Source organism: Exiguobacterium sp. U13-1 (assembly GCF_001750115.1).
In the GTDB taxonomy this organism is placed as follows: domain Bacteria; phylum Bacillota; class Bacilli; order Exiguobacteriales; family Exiguobacteriaceae; genus Exiguobacterium_A; species Exiguobacterium_A acetylicum.
This window is the reverse complement of record NZ_CP015731.1, coordinates 2,454,613-2,473,030: the sequence shown is the minus strand read 5'-3', so window position 1 is coordinate 2,473,030 and position 18,418 is coordinate 2,454,613. Positions and strand designations below refer to the sequence as shown.

18 protein-coding genes are annotated in these 18,418 nt (G+C 49.3%); 15 read left to right on the top strand and 3 right to left on the bottom strand.

The features are described from left to right. Positions 1-11 precede the first annotated feature (11 nt). Positions 12-572: an energy-coupled thiamine transporter ThiT gene (gene thiT, locus ESP131_RS12950; protein ID WP_029342105.1), complete on the top strand. Its 561-nt coding sequence runs from the start codon at positions 12-14 to the stop codon at positions 570-572. Between the two features lies 1 nt (position 573). Continuing rightward, complete coding sequence (locus ESP131_RS12945) at positions 574-1,176, top strand: thiamine diphosphokinase (RefSeq protein ID WP_029342104.1); 603 nt, start codon at positions 574-576, stop codon at positions 1,174-1,176. A 54-nt stretch (positions 1,177-1,230) separates the two neighbouring features. Here ESP131_RS12945 and ESP131_RS12940 read toward each other — a convergent pair whose 3' ends face one another. Then, complete coding sequence (locus tag ESP131_RS12940) at positions 1,231-2,634, bottom strand: amino acid permease (RefSeq protein WP_029342103.1); 1,404 nt, start codon at positions 2,632-2,634, stop codon at positions 1,231-1,233. A 140-nt stretch (positions 2,635-2,774) separates the two neighbouring features. Further along, a complete protein-coding gene (rpmB, locus tag ESP131_RS12935) occupies positions 2,775-2,963 on the bottom strand; it encodes a 50S ribosomal protein L28 (protein ID WP_023468758.1) in 189 nt (62 codons plus the stop codon). Positions 2,964-3,246: 283 nt separating this feature from the next. On the opposite strand from rpmB, the gene ESP131_RS12930 reads away from it, so the two are divergent. The 11 genes from ESP131_RS12930 (at position 3,247) to rnc (ending at position 13,435) form a co-directional block, all read left to right on the top strand. Then, the gene (locus tag ESP131_RS12930) at positions 3,247-3,609 is read left to right on the top strand and encodes an Asp23/Gls24 family envelope stress response protein (protein WP_023468757.1); all 363 of its coding nucleotides are present in this window, start codon (positions 3,247-3,249) and stop codon (positions 3,607-3,609) included. Positions 3,610-3,634: 25 nt separating this feature from the next. Continuing rightward, positions 3,635-5,308, top strand: coding sequence for a DAK2 domain-containing protein (locus ESP131_RS12925; protein ID WP_029342102.1), 1,674 nt, complete (start codon positions 3,635-3,637; stop codon positions 5,306-5,308). 100 nt (positions 5,309-5,408) lie between these two features. After that, positions 5,409-6,071 carry an L-serine ammonia-lyase, iron-sulfur-dependent subunit beta gene (gene sdaAB / locus ESP131_RS12920; RefSeq protein ID WP_047393774.1) on the top strand — a complete coding sequence of 221 codons (663 nt, stop codon included), beginning with the start codon at positions 5,409-5,411 and terminating at the stop codon, positions 6,069-6,071. A 4-nt stretch (positions 6,072-6,075) separates the two neighbouring features. Next, positions 6,076-6,972 (top strand): L-serine ammonia-lyase, iron-sulfur-dependent, subunit alpha, encoded by an 897-nt coding sequence (gene sdaAA, locus ESP131_RS12915; protein ID WP_023468754.1) that lies wholly within the window; start codon positions 6,076-6,078, stop codon positions 6,970-6,972. Further along, a complete protein-coding gene (recG, locus tag ESP131_RS12910) occupies positions 6,956-8,986 on the top strand; it encodes an ATP-dependent DNA helicase RecG (RefSeq protein ID WP_069940836.1) in 2,031 nt (676 codons plus the stop codon). Before sdaAA ends, recG begins: the two co-directional genes overlap by 17 nt. An 85-nt stretch (positions 8,987-9,071) precedes the next feature. Next, positions 9,072-9,641: a transcription factor FapR gene (fapR, locus tag ESP131_RS12905; RefSeq protein ID WP_023468752.1), complete on the top strand. Its 570-nt coding sequence runs from the start codon at positions 9,072-9,074 to the stop codon at positions 9,639-9,641. Continuing rightward, positions 9,638-10,633, top strand: coding sequence for a phosphate acyltransferase PlsX (gene plsX / locus ESP131_RS12900; RefSeq protein WP_029342098.1), 996 nt, complete (start codon positions 9,638-9,640; stop codon positions 10,631-10,633). Before fapR ends, plsX begins: the two co-directional genes overlap by 4 nt. A 16-nt stretch (positions 10,634-10,649) precedes the next feature. After that, positions 10,650-11,570, top strand: coding sequence for an ACP S-malonyltransferase (gene fabD / locus ESP131_RS12895; protein ID WP_069940835.1), 921 nt, complete (start codon positions 10,650-10,652; stop codon positions 11,568-11,570). Further along, complete coding sequence (gene fabG / locus ESP131_RS12890) at positions 11,567-12,298, top strand: 3-oxoacyl-[acyl-carrier-protein] reductase (RefSeq protein WP_047393782.1); 732 nt, start codon at positions 11,567-11,569, stop codon at positions 12,296-12,298. The genes fabD and fabG overlap by 4 nt, the downstream gene beginning before the upstream one ends. 70 nt (positions 12,299-12,368) lie before the next feature. Then, complete coding sequence (gene acpP, locus ESP131_RS12885) at positions 12,369-12,608, top strand: acyl carrier protein (RefSeq protein ID WP_029342095.1); 240 nt, start codon at positions 12,369-12,371, stop codon at positions 12,606-12,608. Between the two features lie 56 nt (positions 12,609-12,664). Beyond that, a complete protein-coding gene (gene rnc / locus ESP131_RS12880; RefSeq protein WP_023468747.1) occupies positions 12,665-13,435 on the top strand; it encodes a ribonuclease III in 771 nt (256 codons plus the stop codon). A 70-nt stretch (positions 13,436-13,505) separates the two neighbouring features. Here rnc and ESP131_RS12875 read toward each other — a convergent pair whose 3' ends face one another. Then, entirely contained in the window at positions 13,506-13,706 is a 201-nt protein-coding gene (locus tag ESP131_RS12875) for a DUF1128 family protein (RefSeq protein WP_029342093.1), read from the bottom strand. A 126-nt stretch (positions 13,707-13,832) separates the two neighbouring features. Here ESP131_RS12875 and smc point away from each other — a divergent pair, with 126 nt between their 5' ends. Both smc and ftsY read left to right on the top strand, forming a co-directional pair. Beyond that, entirely contained in the window at positions 13,833-17,396 is a 3,564-nt protein-coding gene (gene smc / locus ESP131_RS12870) for a chromosome segregation protein SMC (protein WP_047393786.1), read from the top strand. After that, on the top strand, positions 17,393-18,397 hold the full coding sequence (ftsY, locus tag ESP131_RS12865; protein ID WP_069940834.1) for a signal recognition particle-docking protein FtsY: 1,005 nt from the start codon (positions 17,393-17,395) through the stop codon (positions 18,395-18,397). Before smc ends, ftsY begins: the two co-directional genes overlap by 4 nt. Positions 18,398-18,418: the final 21 nt, after the last annotated feature.

Below are 18,418 nucleotides of genomic sequence, written 5' to 3'. Positions count from 1 at the left end.
GGAAAAACAGCATGAAACGGTTACAAATGATGATGGAAATTGCCATCTTCGCCAGTCTCGGAGTCGTCTTTGATTTACTGATTCCATTCAAAATGCCACAAGGAGGCTCAATCAGCTTAGCGATGCTACCGATCTTCGTCATGGCATTTCGCCACGGTGTCGTCGGAGGGGTCGTCACGGGAGCGCTTGTCGGTACGATTCAATTGATGTTCGCTCCACAAGTTTTGACGATCGTTCAACCGATGCTTGACTATACGATTGCGTATGGTGTCGTCGGATTAAGTGGTCTGTTCGCGCGTCAAGTCAGACTAGCCGCGCGCAATGGACAAAAGAAAAGCTTGATGGCGTTCGTTCTCCTTGCGACGTTATTAGGCGCAGGACTCCGTTATATCTGTCATGTCATCAGTGGAATCGTCTTTTTTGCCGAGTATGCAAAAGGTCCAGTCGTGGAGTACTCTTTTGTCTATAACGCAACGTATATGGTTCCTTCGTACATCTTATGTGGAATCGTAGCAGGAATTCTATTTACGACTGCGCCACGCTTACTCCGTTATTCGGCACGAGGCGTCTGAGATGCGGGCGATTCTCGTCTGTGCCGGTCCGCGAGAAGAAGCGCCGGATTTACGGACGTTTTGTCAGCCAGGTGACTTTATCGTCGGTGTCGACGGTGGTGTTCAGACGATTGAATCGTTTGGGCTGACATGCGACCTGACGATTGGTGATTTTGATTCGCTTGGTTATGTACCAGAAGGGGCAATCGTTCATCCGGCCGAGAAAGATGAAACGGATCTCGAACTGGCACTTCGTACAGTCTCAGAGAAGAAACAGTTTGAGGATACCTTCATTATCGGGGCGACAGGTGGGCGGCTCGACATGACCGTCCAAAATGTCTATTTGTTGAAGCGATACCCAGAGGCACGACTCGTGACGAAACGAGAAGAGGTACGATACTTGGCTGAGGGAACGTATGCAGTCGAAGCAGGGAGCTATCATTATCTTTCGTTCATTCCACTCGTACCATCGACTTTAAGCTTATCCGGAGTCAAATATCCACTTGATGCACATCCAGTACCGGTCGGAGGTTCCTTGACCGTCAGTAATGAATGGTGTGCGTCAGAAGCGAAGGTAGAGCTCCATCAAGGAGAACTATTGATGATGCGGACGCTTAAGGAATAGCACAATCATAGGAAAGAGGCCGTGGATGACTCCGCGGCCTCTTTTTAGATGAAATTATTCTTCGAGTTGAGAAGGGGCGACACGGATGTCGCTTTGAGCGGATAGATGTTTTCCTTTGACGAAGAGATGATAACTTCCCCACATGACAAGGAAGAAAGGAACACCGATGTATAGAGCGATTCGTTGATCCGCTTGAAACGCAAGACTGACGAGGACGACGACGTTAAGTGTCAACGAAATCAGTGGTAACACCGGATAGAGTGGTGTCTTGAATTTCAGTTCGGATACATCGTGTCCGTTTCGGACGAACTGACGACGAAATGCAAGCTGAGAAGCAGAGATTGAAATCCAGCCGACTTGAGCCCCGAGTCCGGCTAAGGACAAGAGCCAAATGAAGACGGTATCTTCTGCGAAAAATGCGGTCAGAAGCGATAACATCGCGAACATCATCGTAAAGAGCAACGCCCGCATCGGCACACCATGTGCATTGACGTAAGATAATTTCTTTGAAATCATCCCTTCTTGCGCCATTGCCCATAACATCCGAGTCGCCGCATATAATCCGGAGTTTCCGACGGACAATAGTGCCGTCAAGACGACGATGTTCATCAAATCAGCAGCGTACGGAATACCGATCGCATCAAAGACCATGATGAACGGACTGCTGACTCCGCCAGCTGTTTCATACGGAATTAATGCACCAACGATCGTAATCGATAAGACGAAGAAGATGAACGTCCGCCAGACTGTATTGCGGATGGCTTTTGGAATCGATTTTTCTGGCGTGTCGGACTCCCCAGCCGCAACACCGATCAATTCCGTTCCTTGGAAGGCGAAGTTGACAGCAATCATCGTCGTCAAGACGCCAAGAATCCCGTTTGGAAACCAACCGCTTGCCGTAAAGTTCGCGAATAACGAGGTTGGACGATCTGCTTCCATCGGTAACCAGCCGAACCAAGCAGCGCCACCTAGAATGATGAAGAAAAGGATCGCGAGGACCTTCAAACTCGAGAACCAGAATTCGGCTTCACCGAATGCTTTGGCTGAGACGGCATTCAGACCGAACAGTAAGACCGTAAAGACGGTACACCAGACGACGACGGGTACATTCGGAAACCAGCGGTCCATCAAACTGCCAGCTGCCGTGATTTCGAGTGCGACCGTCACGGCCCAGCCGAGCCAATAAATCCAACCGACGGCAAAGCCAATTCCTGGTCCAATGAAGCGGGTCGTATAGGTCTGGAAGGACCCCGAGACCGGCATATAGACCGCTAATTCCCCTAGACATAACATCGTCAGATACATGATGGTCCCACCCACGATGTAACTGAGGACCGCCCCGAGAGGTCCTGCTTGTGAAATCGTTAATCCTGACCCTAAAAATAAGCCTGTCCCGATGATTCCCCCGAGTGAGATCATGAACAGGTGTCGACTCGTCATCTCTCGTTTGAGTTGCATGATGACTTCCCCCAATTCTGACAAAATAAAGTACGTTCCTATTGTAAGCGTTTTCAATAAAAGCGACAATTAGTTTATGAGAAAAATAAATGAGGGTATAAAAAAACCGGAAGGGAAGATTCCCATCCGGTGGTTGCGCCTTATACGCGTTCGACTTTACCTGATTTAAGAGCTCGAGCTGAAACCCAAACCTTTTTCGGCTTACCGTCGACGAGGATACGTACTTTTTGTACGTTGACTCCCCAAGTACGTTTTGTTTTGTTCAATGCGTGTGAACGGTTGTTACCCGACTTTGGCGATTTCCCAGTAACGTAGCATTTACGTGCCATGCGTTCCGCCTCCTTTTATGTTGTTTTGCGTTCGTCCTAATAGACACTTTGCTATCTTAGCATGGTGTCAGGGCGGTTGCAACATAAAAAAAGTAGCTGACAAGAAAAAAACTTGACAGACAACCTCGAAATTTAAAATAATGGATGAGGATGATGGTAAAAGTTCATTTGACCGCTACTATTTTTCACTTATTCATTGTATAGTCAGTACGGCGACTTTTCAATAGTAGGTCCTTATAGTAGAATTATGAGAAGAATACAATATTCAAAGGGGGCTACTCAGGTGGCGATCGAGATGAAAACGACCTATGGAAAGATTGATGTAGATAATGATGTCGTTGCGCAACTTGCGGGCGGCGCAGCAATGGAATGTTTTGGTGTCGTTGGTATGGCATCCCAGTCTCAAATCAAGGATGGTCTTGCAGAACTCTTAAAACGCGAGAACTTTGCACGCGGTGTCATCGTTCGACAGGCTTCAGAGCAGGTCCATATCGATATGCATATCATCGTAAGTTATGGAACGAAAATCTCAGAGGTGGCGAATAACGTACAGAGTCGCGTGAAATACACGCTCAGTCAGGCACTAGGTCTTGACGTGACATCTGTGAACATCTTTGTCCAAGGAGTCCGCTTGACGAATGTCTAAGGCGGGAATAGAGGAGGAAACTTTAGTGAGTGTAGATCGTTTAACAGGAGCGCAGTTAGTCAAGATGATTCAAAATGGCGCGGCGAATCTCTATCAAAACGCAGATTTCGTCGATTCATTGAACGTCTTCCCTGTGCCAGATGGTGATACGGGAACGAACATGAATTTGACGATGACTTCAGGTGCAAAAGAAGCAGGTAAATCAACTTCGGATTCTGTATCGGAAGTCGCGAACGTCTTCGCACGTGGATTATTGATGGGAGCACGCGGAAACTCTGGCGTCATCTTAAGCCAATTGTTCCGTGGATTCTCGAAATCAATCGAAGGTAAGACAACGATTGATACGAAGGAATTCGCAGATGCGTTGCAAAAAGGTGTCGATACAGCATACAAAGCAGTCATGAAACCGGTCGAAGGAACAATCTTGACGGTTGCCCGTGAAACAGCTGTCGCTGCTATCGCACAATCTGAGACGACGACGGATTTCTTAGAGTTGATGCGTCAACTCGTCGAAGCGTCGAAAGTATCGCTCGACGGTACACCAGAACTTCTTCCGGTATTAAAAGAAGTAGGCGTCGTTGACTCTGGTGGTCAAGGTCTCGTCTGTATCTATGAAGGATTCCTCGCAACGCTCGAAGGAAAAGAACTCGACAAGCCGCATGCGCCTGTCATGGAAGCACTCGTCGAAGCAGAGCATCACAAAACGGCTCAAAGCTTCATGTCGACGGAAGAAATCCATTACGGTTACTGCACGGAAATCATGGTTCGTTTCCAGGATGACAAACTTGCGAATGCACCGTTCAGCGAAGAAGACTTCCGTAACGAATTAGCGGAATTCGGTGATTCGTTGCTTGTCGTCGCGGATGAAGAACTCCTTAAAGTTCACGTCCACGTCGAAACACCAGGAGAAGTCATCACAAAAGGACAACGTTTCGGTGAACTCGTCGCTGTTAAGATTGAAAACATGCGTCAACAACACTCAACAATCCTTGAAGAAGAAGGCGCGAACCAAGTCACTCCAGTTGCTGCACCGAAGGCAAAAGCGAAAGCAGCCCTCGTGACAGTCGCAATGGGTGAAGGAATCAGTGAACTCTTCAAATCACTCGGTGTCAGTGTCGTCATCGAAGGCGGACAAACGATGAACCCATCAACGGAAGATATCGTTAAGGCGATCGAGGATGCACACGCGGAACACGTTTATGTCTACCCGAACAACTCGAACATCATCATGGCGGCTGAACAAGCAGCATCTGTCGCGAATTGTGGTGTGACGGTCGTGAAATCAAAAACAGTCCCACAAGGTTTAGCAGCAACAATCGTTTATAACCCGGAAGCGACTGTCGAAGAGAACGAAGCGCATATGGCGGATGCGATTGCAGCTGTTAAGTCGGGTCAAGTCACATATGCTGTACGTGATACGAACATCGATGGTGTTGAAATCAAGAAGGACGACCATATGGCGATTGCTGAAAAACAAATCGTCGCTACAGACGGATCAAGTCTTGGTGCTGTCAAGAAACTCGTCGATACACTCGTCACGGAAGATGATGAGATCATCACGGTTCTTTACGGTGAAGGCGTCTCAACAGAAGAAGTTGACGCACTCGTCGCGTACATCGAATCGGTTAATCCGGATGCTGAAGTGGAAGTCCACGACGGTAAACAACCACTTTATTCGTACATTTTAAGCGTCGAATAAAACCATCATACTGAAAAAGGGCGACTAGCCTTTTCACGAATCCCACCATCTGCGATAATAGAGGTGGGATTTCGTTTGTTTCATAGAGAGGGGAAAAGAGATGAAATATCGTAGCGTCTTTGACATCATCGGACCAGTCATGGTTGGTCCATCAAGCTCGCATACAGCGGGAGCTGCACGGATTGGATTGATGGCGGGTAAATTATTCGGGGAAACACCTACTGTCATCCACATCACGTTTTATGGGTCATTTGCTGATACGTATCGCGGACATGGAACGGATGTGGCGATCATTGGCGGGGTTCTCGGATACGACACGTTCGACGACCGGATTCCACAATCGATCGATATCGCGAAGTCGAAAGGGATTGAGATTCATTTCGAGACGAGTGAGGCGTTGACGGATCATCCGAATACGGCACGTGTCCACTTGTCGAATGGATTAGAAGAGTTTGAATTGGTTGGTATTTCAATCGGTGGGGGAACGATTGAGATCACGGAACTAAATGGTGTACCGCTTCGCTTGTCCGGTGGGGGACCGGCACTCGTCGTCTTACACCATGACCGCTTTGGTGCGATTGCAGCCGTGACGAGCATTTTGGCTGATTACGAAATCAACATTGGGCATATGGAAGTGTCACGGCACGAAAAAGGAAAACAAGCACTCATGGCAATTGAGATTGATGACCGGATAACGGCAGAAGTGTTGGAAGAAATCGATCGGTTACCTCAAGTCGAGCGTGCCGTCATGATGGGAGAGTGAAAACATGTTTAAATCCGTAAAAGAACTCGTCGCCATCGCGACGGAACGAAACATTCCGATTTCGGAAGTCATGATCGAGCAAGAGATGACGGTTCGTCACTTAGAGCGGGATGAAGTTTACGCGATGATGGAGCGAAACCTACAAGTCATGGAAGAAGCAGTCGCTCGTTCACTTGATGGTGATGGTGTCCAGTCGGTGACAGGACTAACCGGTGGGGATGCTGTTTTGCTTCAACGGTACCGTGCTTCAGGTAAAGGTTTATCCGGTGATTTATTACTGGACGCCGTTAGTAAGGCAATCGGAACGAATGAAGTCAATGCTGCGATGGGAAAAATTTGTGCGACACCAACGGCAGGGAGTGCCGGCGTCGTGCCAGGTACGTTATTTGCGGTCAAAGATCGCTTAAACCCAACGCGTGAGCAGATGTTACGCTTCTTGTTCACATCCGGTGCGTTCGGCTTCGTCGTCGCGAATAATGCGTCGATTTCCGGAGCAGCTGGTGGCTGTCAGGCAGAAGTTGGTTCAGCAACAGCGATGGCAGCAGCTGCGATCGTTGAGATGGCAGGCGGGACGCCGGATCAGTCAGCGCATGCTTTTGCGATCGCGCTGAAGAACATGCTCGGACTCGTCTGCGATCCTGTTGCAGGACTCGTCGAAGTACCGTGCGTCAAACGAAATGCAATGGGTGGAGCGAATGCCGTCGTCGCTGCCGATATGGCACTCGCTGGAATCACGTCACGGATTCCGTGTGATGAAGTCATCTCAGCCATGCATGAGATTGGTCAGATGATGCCATCTGCGCTTCGCGAGACAGCAAAAGGCGGACTCGCGAATACGCCGACGGGTCGCTGGCTCGAAGCGAAAATCTTCGGAGAGTTATCGAATGAATCCATCACGTGACGTCAAGACGCTAAAAGGTGTCGGACGGGATTTGGCGAAAAAACTAGAAGACATGAATATTCTCACCGTTGCGGACGTGCTCGAGCACGTCCCGTTTCGTTATGATGACTTCGTGACGGGAAGTCTAACGGAAGCGATTCATGAGGATAAAGTCAAGTTCACGGGTCAAGTCCAGTCTGAACCACTTGTGCGCTATTACGGTAAAGGAAAGAATCGTTTAACGTTCCGACTGCTCGTTGAAGAACGATATAGTGTGACGGTGACGATGTTCAACCGAGCATTCTACAAAGACCAACTACAACTCGGGGCAGAAGTGACGGTCAGTGGCAAATGGGATTTGCACCGAATGACGATCTCTGCGACGGAACTACAATTTGGAGCAATCGAAGGTGAATTGACACCGGTCTATTCGTTACGTGGCGACATGCGGATGAAGACGTTTCGACGCGTCGTCGACTTGGCGTTCAAGGAGACTGAGGCATTGGCTGAACGGATACCGGATAGCATCCGGAAGACATACCGGTTACAAGATCGGATGACGATGCTAAAGGCACTTCATTTCCCGACGAATCGACAAGAGTTAACGGCAGCTCGTCGGAGCTATGTCTATGAGGAGTGTCTTTATTTTCAGCTGAAGTTACAGGCATTACGTCTTGGACGAAGAAAAGGTCAAGGGATTGCCTTGCCTCTGCACGAAGCGGATATAGCGAATTTCATCAAGAGTCTACCGTTTCCACTGACAGGAGCGCAACAGCGCGTGACAAAAGAAATCCTAGACGACATCAGTCGCGGCGAACGAATGAATCGGTTGTTGCAAGGGGACGTTGGAAGCGGGAAGACCGTCATCGCTGCCATCGCCTTGTTCGCGACGGTTCGTGCCGGAAGACAAGGCGCCTTAATGGTGCCGACCGAAATTTTAGCGGAACAGCATGCAGCGTCGCTCGCCCCATTGCTTGAACCACTTGGGATTCGGGTCGGTCTACTGACGAGTTCGGTTAAAGGGAAAGCACGGGTGCATTTACTAGAAGCCCTCGTGACAGGAGAGATTGACGTCTTGGTCGGAACACATGCGCTGATTCAAGATACCGTCCAGTTCAAGGCATTACACCTCGTCATCACCGATGAACAACATCGCTTCGGTGTCGAACAACGGAAACGACTGCGCGCGAAAGCCGAACAGGCAGATGTATTATATATGACAGCGACACCGATTCCGCGTACGCTTGCGATATCGGTCTTTGGAGATATGGATGTTTCGATCATCGATGAGATGCCGGCGGGACGAAAGGAAATCGAGACCTACTGGGCGAAACCACAACAGATGGAACGCGTTTTCGGGTTCGTCGAGAAAGAATTGTCGCAAGGAAGACAAGCCTACGTCATCACGCCATTGATCGAGGAATCCGAATCACTTGAAGTTCAAAATGCGATTGAATTACATGCGATATTGACCGAGAGGTTCAAGCCCTATCATGTCGGTTTGATGCATGGGCGCTTGACTTCTTCCGAAAAAGACGAAGTCATGCAGGCGTTCAAGGAGAATACCGTTCAAATCCTTGTTTCAACGACTGTCGTCGAGGTCGGCGTGAACGTTCCGAACGCGTCGATCATCGTCATTCATGATGCAGAACGCTTCGGTCTTGCGCAATTACACCAATTAAGAGGACGCGTCGGTCGAGGTGATGCCCAGTCTTATTGTATTCTAATCGCCGATCCCTCTTCCGATACGGGAAAAGAACGGATCAAGACGATGACGGAGACGAACGATGGCTTCAAGCTAGCGGAAAAGGATTTGAAACTGCGCGGAGCCGGAAATTTCTTTGGTACCGAACAAAGTGGTTTACCGCGATTCGTCTTGACTGATCCTGCGCTCGATATACAAGTCATGGAAACTGCGCGACAAGATGCAGTCCGTTTACTGCGATCGGACGCCTTTTGGCAAGCGCCGGAATATGATGTTTTACGTGACTATATCGAACGACAAGGACTACTTGAAGGAGAAAGAATCGAATAATACTTGAAAGTGAACAACAAGGGATATATACTACTGTTAGTACCAGGTAATAATAGTGGTCATCCTTCTTGTGGGAGGAACATACATGCGGGTACCTAAAAAAGAGAGACAACAAGAATTATTACAGACGATCGAGCAAAATCCGTTCATCACGGATGAAGCGCTGGCGACACGATTCCGTGTCAGTATCCAGACGATTCGTCTCGACCGGATGGAATTAAAAATTCCGGAATTACGGGAGCGAATTAAACACGTCGCGACCGAACGGCTGGATGATGTGCGTACGTTGACTGAAAATGAAGTCATTGGTGATATGATTGACCTGAAACTCGATACATCTGCGATCTCGATCCTTGAGATTTTGCCGGAACATGCGTTTAGTCGGAATGCGATCGCCCGCGGACATATTTTGTTTGCGCAGGCAAACTCGCTTGCGATTGCGCTCATCGACGATGAACTCGCGTTGACGACACGTGCGAACGTTCAGTTCACACGCTCCGTTCATGTCGGAGAACGCGTCGTTGCGAAGGCGTTCGTCAGTTCCCATCGTCAAGATGGGCGTTCTGACATCACGGTGGAGAGTTATGTCGGTGAAGAATGTGTCTTCATCGGTGAGTTCACGGTGTATCGAAGTAGTAAGGAGGAATCGAAATGATTTTAGCAGTTGACGCTATGGGGGGCGACCACGCACCCCGTGCCATCGTAGAAGGGGTCGTTGCCTATTTGGCAGAACGTCCAAACGAAGACATCGATATCCGACTAGTCGGAGATGAGTTGAAATTACGCTCATACACAATCGAGGATCCGCGCGTGACGATCGTCCACGCGGCATCCGTCATCACCGGAGAAGATGAACCGGTACGTGCGATTCGCCGCAAGAAAGATAGCTCACTCGTTGTGGCTGCAAACCTGGTGAAATCAGGAGAAGCAGATGCCTTGATTTCAGCAGGAAACACGGGAGCGCTCATGACTGCCGGATTGTTCGTCATCGGTCGAATCGAAGGAGTTGACCGTCCTGCACTGGCCCCGACTTTCCCGACACGTAATGGGAAAGGTGTCGTCATCTTAGATGTTGGCGCCAACCCGGATGCGAAGGCAGAGCATTTGCTCGATTATGCCATCATGGGGTCTGTCTACGCAGAACAAGTTCGCGGCATCACACGTCCGAAAGTCGGACTCCTGAATATCGGATCAGAAGCCGGTAAAGGGAATGCACTGACGAAGGAAACGTATCCGCTACTTGAGACAGCACCGATTCATTTCGTTGGGAACGTCGAGGCGAGAGAAGCGATGAGCGGTGACGTCGATGTCATCGTCACGGAAGGTTTTGCCGGCAATACGTTACTTAAGAGTACAGAAGGGGCTGCCAGTATGATCATGGGTGTCATGAAGGAACAGTTCATGAGCTCGTGGACATCAAAGCTTGCCGCTCTCGTACTGAAACCGAAGTTGAAAAAAATGAAGCAGTTGCTCGCTTATGAAGAATATGGCGGTGCCGGACTATTCGGCATTGCGGCTCCGGTCATCAAGGCGCATGGTTCAAGTAATGCCTACGCATTCAGCCGAGCGCTCGTTCAAGCGGAAAAGATGGTCGAACAAGAAGTCGTTGCCAAAATCGTTCAAGCGAAGGCAACAGAAGCACGTTAAGAAGGAGTGAGACGAGATGGGGAAAACAGTTTGGATGTTTCCAGGACAAGGGTCACAGACGCCTGGAATGGGACAGACGCTTATCACGCAAGACGAGACACGCCAAGCACTCGCTGACCTCGGAACGCGAATTGGTCTGGATCTGACGACGCTGATGACGACAGGGACGAAGGATGAATTGAAAGCGACGGACATCGCTCAACCAGCCATCGTCGCACATAGTGCATTACTCGCACAGCAGTACGCAGCACAAGGACACACACCTGATTTCGTACTCGGACACAGTGTTGGAGAATATAGCGCGCTCGTCGCAGCTTCTGTCATCACACCGTCTGAAGCCGTCTATCTCGTCCGCGAACGCGGAAAACTTATGAATCAAGTCACGGGTGGAACGATGGCGGCAGTCATCGGTATGAATGATGTCGAGGCAGCCCATCACGCGGTCGAATCGATTGCGGCAACGGGAGAGATTGTCCAGATAGCGAACTACAACTGTCCTGGGCAATTCGTCATCTCCGGACAAATTGCAGCGGTCGAATCCGCTACAGCGAAGTTAAAAGAGCTCGGAGCAAAACGTGTCTTACCGCTTGATGTTTCAGGTGCGTTCCATTCGTCACTCATGACACCATTCGCACCACGATTCGAAGACATTCTCGTCTCGTCACCGTTTGAAGCAGCGAAGACGAAATTCATCTCGAACGTCGACAGTGCGTTCCACGATCAACCAGACAAATTGATTCGTTTGCTCGTTCAACAGCTCTATTCACCGGTCCGGTTCGAAGCATGTGTCGAGCGTCTGATTGAAGAGGGTGCAGATACATTCATCGAGTTCGGTCCATCATCTCCATTGAGCGGTCTCGTGAAACGAATCAAAAAAGATGCGAAAATCATCAGCATCACGACACTTGAGCAATTGGAAGCGGAGGGAATTCGTTGAGTAAAGTAGCACTCGTCACTGGCGCGTCACGCGGCATCGGAGCTGCCATCGCGAAGCGATTGGCAACAGATGGTTTCCGTGTCGTCGTCAACTATGCAGGAAGCACGGACAAGGCGGAAGCTGTTGTCCGTGAAATCAAGGAAGCAGGCGGAGAGGCACTCGCGATTCAAGCGAATGTCGCTGAAGCGGATGCTGTCAAACAGATGATCAAACAGACAATCGACACGTTCGGTCAACTGGATTGTGTCGTTAATAATGCCGGCATCACGCGCGATGGTTTGCTAATGCGCATGAAGGAAGCGGATTTCGATGCTGTCATCGATACGAACCTCAAGGGAGCGTTTCTTGTCACGCAAGCTGCGACACGTCCATTGTTAAAAACAAGCGGTCGTATCATCAACATCGCATCAGTCGTCGGTATTTCCGGAAATCCAGGGCAAGCGAACTATGTCGCTGCGAAAGCGGGTCTGATCGGGCTGACGAAATCCGTCGCACGTGAACTCGCTAGTAAAAGCGTCACAGTCAATGCCATCTGTCCAGGCTTTATCGAGACGGACATGACGGATGAATTGACGGAAGAACAGCGGAACCTGTCACTCGGGCAAATTCCGTTGAAACGCTTCGGTCAAACGGACGATATCGCTTCACTCGTCAGTTTCATCGCTTCAGATGAAGCGCGATATATCACAGGACAAACTCTTGCCGTCGATGGCGGCATGACGATGTAACACAACTAACGGTAGTACTTTGCCAAATCGGCAATCATCTTATATACTCAACTCATGGAGGGATTTTAAAATGACAAAAGAACAAATCTTAGTAGACGTACAAGAAGCAATCGCAGAAAAATTAGGTAAAGAACAAAGTGAAATCACACTTGATAAATCGTTCAAAGACGACCTCGGTGCTGACTCTCTAGAAGTCATGGAACTCGTCATGGACTTAGAAGACAAGTTCGAAATCACGATCGAAGATGAGCAAGCAGAAAACTTGAAGACTGTCGGCGATGTCGTCAACTACATCGAAACACAAGTCTGATCATTGAAGCTGACCCACCGCATTTTGCGGTGGGCTTTAGCTGTTTAGGAGGAACTATGACGAATCAAAAAGGACGTCGTGTCCGAAAAGGACCCTATGTAAAACGACGCAAGGATGCTCGGACGCTCGCTCAAATCGAGCAGAAATTCGAAGCGTTACAAGAGCGTCTGAATATCACGTTTTCTAATGTCGAGCTATTAAAACAAGCCTTCACGCACTCTTCGTTCGTCAATGAACAACGCGAGTCAGAAGGGGATAATGAACGCCTAGAATTTTTAGGGGACGCTGTCTTAGAGTTGACGGTGTCACGCTATCTATTCGAACACTACCCGGAACGTTCCGAGGGGGAATTAACGAAATTGCGAGCGGCGATTGTCTGTGAACCGTCACTCGTCCAATTTGCGAATCACTATCAGTTTTCCGATATGATTCTGTTAGGTAAGGGGGAAGAACTGACCGGTGGTCGGAATCGTCCAGCCTTACTTGCGGATGTCTTCGAATCCTTCATTGGCGCCTTGTATCTTGACCAAGGCATCGAAGCAGCCGAACGATTCCTCGCCGAAGCGGTTTTTCCGAAAGTGGCGACAGGCTTTTTTGAAGAACAGACAGATTTCAAGAGTCAATTACAGGAAGCGATTCAACGTGTCGGTTTAGGTGTCATCGAGTATGAAATCATCGAGGAGCGCGGTCCGGCGCATAGTCGGGAATTTATCTCGCGTGTCCAAGTCGCGGATGAGCTTGAAGGGATCGGGACAGGCCGATCGAAAAAAGAGGCAGAACAACAGGCGGCAAAACAAGCCTTACTTGAATTAAAGAAACAGTTTTAAGCAACAAAAGGCCGACCATCTCTCGAATGCGTGAGAGATGATCGGCCTTTATCGTGTGAAGTTCGCTTGATTAGACAGTCTTGAGGGATTTCAGTTCGTCGACGATCGCATCGACCTCTGCAAGTGATAACGAGTCGCGCATCATGACGAACTCATAAATCTCTTTTAAGTCCTCATTTTTTGAGCCGTCGAACTGGTCTGCTTTAATGACCCCTTTGTTGATGATGTTCAATTTATCTAAGATTGCTTCAATCATTTGTTCAATCGTCATCGTGTTATTCGCTCCTCTTCTTCTTGTTTCGCATGATACTACCTTAAAACCTATCATGTTGCTAGCGTTTCGGCTATGGTAAACTGAAAGAAATTCAAAAGAAATTTAAACATACGGGTGATCAAGATGTACTTAAAACGAATTGAAATCAATGGCTTCAAATCATTTGCCAGTCGAACTGAACTAGAATTCCTTCCGGGTGTCACGGCAGTCGTCGGACCGAACGGAAGTGGGAAATCAAATATATCGGACGCTGTCCGTTGGGTGCTCGGAGAACAATCTGCGAAGTCCCTGCGCGGGGCGAAGATGGAAGACGTCATTTTTGCCGGCAGTCTGTCTGAACACCGGAAACAATTTGCTGAAGTGACACTCGTCTTAGACAACGAGTCGGGAACGGTTGCTTTACCGTATCAGGAAATCAGCGTCACGCGTCGTGTCAGCCGCAATGGAGACAGCGATTATTTTTTAAATAAAAAACCATGTCGTCTGAAGGATGTCCTTGATCTGTTCATGGACACAGGCTTGTCACGTGACGCCTTTGCGATCATCGGACAAGGGCGAGTTGAACAAGTCATCTCCGGTAAACCGGAAGAACGTCGTGCTGTCATTGAGGAAGCAGCAGGCGTTTTGAAGTATCGTCATCGCAAGAAGCAAGCAGAGCGGAAATTAAGTGATACGGAAGCGAATCTATCGCGTGTCGATGATATTTTATATGAACTGGGCGGACGAATCGAGCCGTTACGTGAACAAGCGGCGCTCGCGAAAGAGTATCTCGTCGCTCGAGAACGGCATGATGTACTGGAACGTGGCATCTTGGCGCATGAAATCACGACGTATCAGACGGAGCTCGAAACATTGGCGCGTGACATCGCCCAATGTGAAGAACGCCTTGAGTTTCAAAAGGCGACCTACGAAGAGACCGTCGTGTCACGAGAGAAACAAGAATCGATGCTTGAAGAAGAACGACAACAAGAAAACACTTTGCAGGAGCAACTTCGACATGTCTCGACGCGACTTGTTGAGATCCAAGGTGCCCTTAACCTAGCGAAAGAGCGTGAAAAGCACGGAACCGAGACGAAAGAGCGACTCGAACAAGAGGTTGCCGTCGTCGAAGAACGCGTCAAGGAACTGGAACGCGAATTGACGGCTTTACAAGAACGCCAAGCAGAAGTCGATCAGGACGCAAAACGGATCACGGCTGAACGAGAACGAGCCGATCAAGCGCTGACACAAACCGATCGTGATTTTGATAAGGAAGCTGAAACATTACGTTCGGAAGCTTTTGATGTGGCGAGTCGATTAGCTGCGACGAATAATGCCTATAACCGGGCGAAGCAAGATCTCATGCAGGCAGAAGAACAACAACGTTCTTTTACGGCGGATAGCGGTACGAAACAATCGACACGTCGTCAACTCGAGGAAGATGTCGCTCGACTAGAAGCGGATGTTGCTTCGATCCGGACGAAGTTGGACCAAGCAACAGACGAAGAAACAAAGGCACTTGTTGCACGAAATGAACAACAACATGCGTTACGCCAAGTCGAACAGTCCGTTGCGGATTTAGAGCGACGTCGTCATAAAACGGAAGACCGGATTGAATTCCTTGAATCTGTCAAAGCCGACTATAGCGGTTATTTCGGTGCCGTTAAGACGATTTTAAAACAACGAGATCATCACCCAGGTATTCACGGGGCGGTCGCAGAGTTGATTTCGGTTCCGGCGCGGTTTGAAGCGGCAATCGAGACAGCGCTCGGTGGGGCGATGCAAAACATCGTTGTTGATACCGATGCGACTGGACGTCGTCTGATTCAGGAACTCCGACGATTAAATGCCGGTCGAGCGACGTTCATGCCGCTCGCCTCACTCCAAGCACGTGAAGTTAACCGTTCAGTGCGAGAACAAGTCGGGGGGATGTCTGGATTCGTCGGGATCGCAAGTGATCTCGTGACGACGGATGAGTCGTTGACGAAATTAAAGATGAACCTGCTCGGTACGACACTCGTCGTCGACTCACTTGAACAGGCGAACCAAATTGCCCGTTCGACAGGACATCGCTATCGTCTCGTCACGCTCGAAGGAGATGTCGTCAACGTTGGCGGTACGATGACTGGCGGAAGTCGGAAGAAGGGTACCCCATTGTTCAGTCAATCGCGTGAGCTCGACGAGTTAAAAGAGGGACTGACACGCGGGCAAGCGGTCATTCGGGAGCAGATGCGCCGCTTGGAAGATCTGAGAGCGGCGATTCAGACGCTTGATGCTACTGCTCGGACGCGGACAGAAACGATTCAAACATTACAAGGACAACTCGAACAATCGCGCGATACGTTAGCAGATGCGAACCGTCATCTTGCTGTCATGACGTCTGAATTATCGGTTGAAGATCGACAGATGGCACGTGTACTCGAACAAGAACAAGAAGCACGTCGGATCATCGAGACGTCGGAAGTTGAGATCGCAAAATGGACGGAGCGTCAAACAGAGCTCAGACAAGCCTTAGATCGTCTCAAGGATGCTCAAGCCCGTGGCGCCGTTACGATGGACGAACTGAAGAAGGAACAAGCAGAAGCAGTTCTCGAAGAGCGGACGATTCAAATGAAACAAGCGCAACTCACGCAAGATATCGAACGCCTGACGGAACAGGTCAGTCACGCGAAGCTTGAGCGTAGTCATAAACGCCGTGACTTGCGTCATGTCCTTGAAGGATTCGATGAAGCGAAAATCGATGCCTTGCATGCGGAACAGCGTGAACAGGAACAGGAACAACAACGGGTCGAGACCGAACTCGTCGCGATCGGACAACGGATTCAAGTACAAGCAGAATCCTTGCGCTTGATCCGGATCCGCGAAGCGAAGACAAAGGACGATCAACAAACGACGAAACAGACACTCGAGCAACTTCGACTTTCTCAAGGGAAAACAAGTACACGTCTTGAGACAAGACAAGAAATGCTTGAAGAGATGGGATTACTGCTCGAACTGATTGCACCACTCGATCTATCGTATGATGAGGCGAAAGAGGAAATTCATCTGCTCAAACGCCAACTCGAAGAAATCGGCATCGTCAATATCGGTGCGATTGAGGAATTCGCGGAGGTCGATGAACGGTTTACGTTCCTGTCAGCGCAACGGGATGATCTCGTCGCTGCTAAAACGGATCTCTATGGCGTCATCGAAGAGATGGACCGAGAAGTCATTCGGTTGTTCCGTCAAACGTATGATGCTGTCCGTGAACACTTCCGGGAAACATTCCGAGAGCTATTCGGGGGCGGTGAAGCCGATCTAGTCCTCGTTGACCCGAGTGATCTGTTGACGAGTGGAATTGATATTGTCGCGAAACCGCCTGGTAAGAAGCTGCAAAATTTGTCGCTCTTGTCTGGTGGAGAGCGTGCTTTGACGGCAATCGCCTTATTATTTGCGATTCTTAAGACACGTCCCGTTCCATTCTGTGTCCTCGATGAGGTCGAAGCAGCGCTTGATGAAGCGAACGTCGCGCGATTCGGCGAGTTCGTCCATCAGCTAGCACGCGAGACACAGTTCGTCATCATCACTCATCGTAAAGGGACGATGGAGGCAGCAGACGTCCTTTACGGCGTCACGATGCAGCAAAACGGGATATCAGAAGTGTTATCCGTTAAACTAGAAGAGGCACGGCGTACATTAAGTGAAGAACCAAAGGAGATTAAACAATGAGTTTCTTTAAAAAACTGAAAGACCGCTTGACGACTTCGACACAAGAAGTCACGACTAAATTCACGGAAGGCTTGACGAAGACACGTGACGGATTAGCGAGTGCCGTCAATGATCTCGTCTACCGCTTCCGAGAAGTTGATGAAGACTTCTTCGAAGAGTTAGAAGAAGTGTTGATCCAAGCCGACGTCGGTGTGACGACGACGATGGATTTGGTCGAGGAATTAAAGACAGAAGTCAAACGACGTAACGTCAAGGATCCAAAACAAGTCCGAGACGTCCTCGTTGAAGTCGTTGCGAAGATGTTAGTCGAAGAAGAAGAGACAGCTCTCGATCTCGATCATGAGCTGAATGTCATCCTGTTCGTTGGTGTCAATGGCGTTGGGAAGACGACGACAATCGGGAAACTTGCGAACCGATTAAAACAAGAAGGCAAGGGCGTGATGTTAGCAGCGGGGGATACGTTCCGGGCGGGTGCGATCGATCAATTGCAAGTCTGGGGTGAACGCTCCGGTGTACCGGTCATCCGCCAAGGCGAAGGGTCCGACCCGGCTGCTGTCGTCTATGACGCCGTCCAAGCAGCAAAAGCACGTAAGGTTGATGTCCTGATTTGTGATACGGCAGGACGTCTTCAAAACAAGGTCAACCTGATGAACGAACTTGAAAAGGTCAAGCGTGTCATCGAACGTGAAATTCCAGGTGCACCCCATGAAGTGTTACTAGCACTTGACGCAACAACAGGGCAAAACGCGATGGTGCAGGCAAAAGCCTTCAAACAAGCGACGAACGTCAGCGGGATCGTCTTGACGAAGCTTGATGGAACGGCAAAAGGCGGGATTGTTCTTGCGATTAAGAACGAGCTGAATCTGCCGGTTAAGTTCGTGGGTCTCGGTGAAAAAATCGATGATTTACAACCGTTTGACGCAGAACAATTCGTATATGGCCTGTTTGGCGATGTCTTTGAAGAAAAAGAAAACGTCGACACGGAAGAAAGCGCTGAATAAGCGACGTTTCATGTAAAGAAA

Coding starts and splice junctions, on each gene's coding strand:
- rnc (WP_023468747.1), top strand. CDS start 12,665: ATGACGAATCAAAAAGGACGTCGTGTCCGAAAAGGACCCTATGTAAAA.
- sdaAB (WP_047393774.1), top strand. CDS start 5,409: ATGAAATATCGTAGCGTCTTTGACATCATCGGACCAGTCATGGTTGGT.
- sdaAA (WP_023468754.1), top strand. CDS start 6,076: ATGTTTAAATCCGTAAAAGAACTCGTCGCCATCGCGACGGAACGAAAC.
- smc (WP_047393786.1), top strand. CDS start 13,833: ATGTACTTAAAACGAATTGAAATCAATGGCTTCAAATCATTTGCCAGT.
- plsX (WP_029342098.1), top strand. CDS start 9,638: ATGATTTTAGCAGTTGACGCTATGGGGGGCGACCACGCACCCCGTGCC.
- recG (WP_069940836.1), top strand. CDS start 6,956: ATGAATCCATCACGTGACGTCAAGACGCTAAAAGGTGTCGGACGGGAT.
- thiT (WP_029342105.1), top strand. CDS start 12: ATGAAACGGTTACAAATGATGATGGAAATTGCCATCTTCGCCAGTCTC.
- ESP131_RS12945 (WP_029342104.1), top strand. CDS start 574: ATGCGGGCGATTCTCGTCTGTGCCGGTCCGCGAGAAGAAGCGCCGGAT.
- fabD (WP_069940835.1), top strand. CDS start 10,650: ATGGGGAAAACAGTTTGGATGTTTCCAGGACAAGGGTCACAGACGCCT.
- acpP (WP_029342095.1), top strand. CDS start 12,369: ATGACAAAAGAACAAATCTTAGTAGACGTACAAGAAGCAATCGCAGAA.
- rpmB (WP_023468758.1), bottom strand. CDS start 2,963: ATGGCACGTAAATGCTACGTTACTGGGAAATCGCCAAAGTCGGGTAAC.
- fapR (WP_023468752.1), top strand. CDS start 9,072: ATGCGGGTACCTAAAAAAGAGAGACAACAAGAATTATTACAGACGATC.
- ESP131_RS12940 (WP_029342103.1), bottom strand. CDS start 2,634: ATGCAACTCAAACGAGAGATGACGAGTCGACACCTGTTCATGATCTCA.
- ftsY (WP_069940834.1), top strand. CDS start 17,393: ATGAGTTTCTTTAAAAAACTGAAAGACCGCTTGACGACTTCGACACAA.
- ESP131_RS12875 (WP_029342093.1), bottom strand. CDS start 13,706: ATGACGATTGAACAAATGATTGAAGCAATCTTAGATAAATTGAACATC.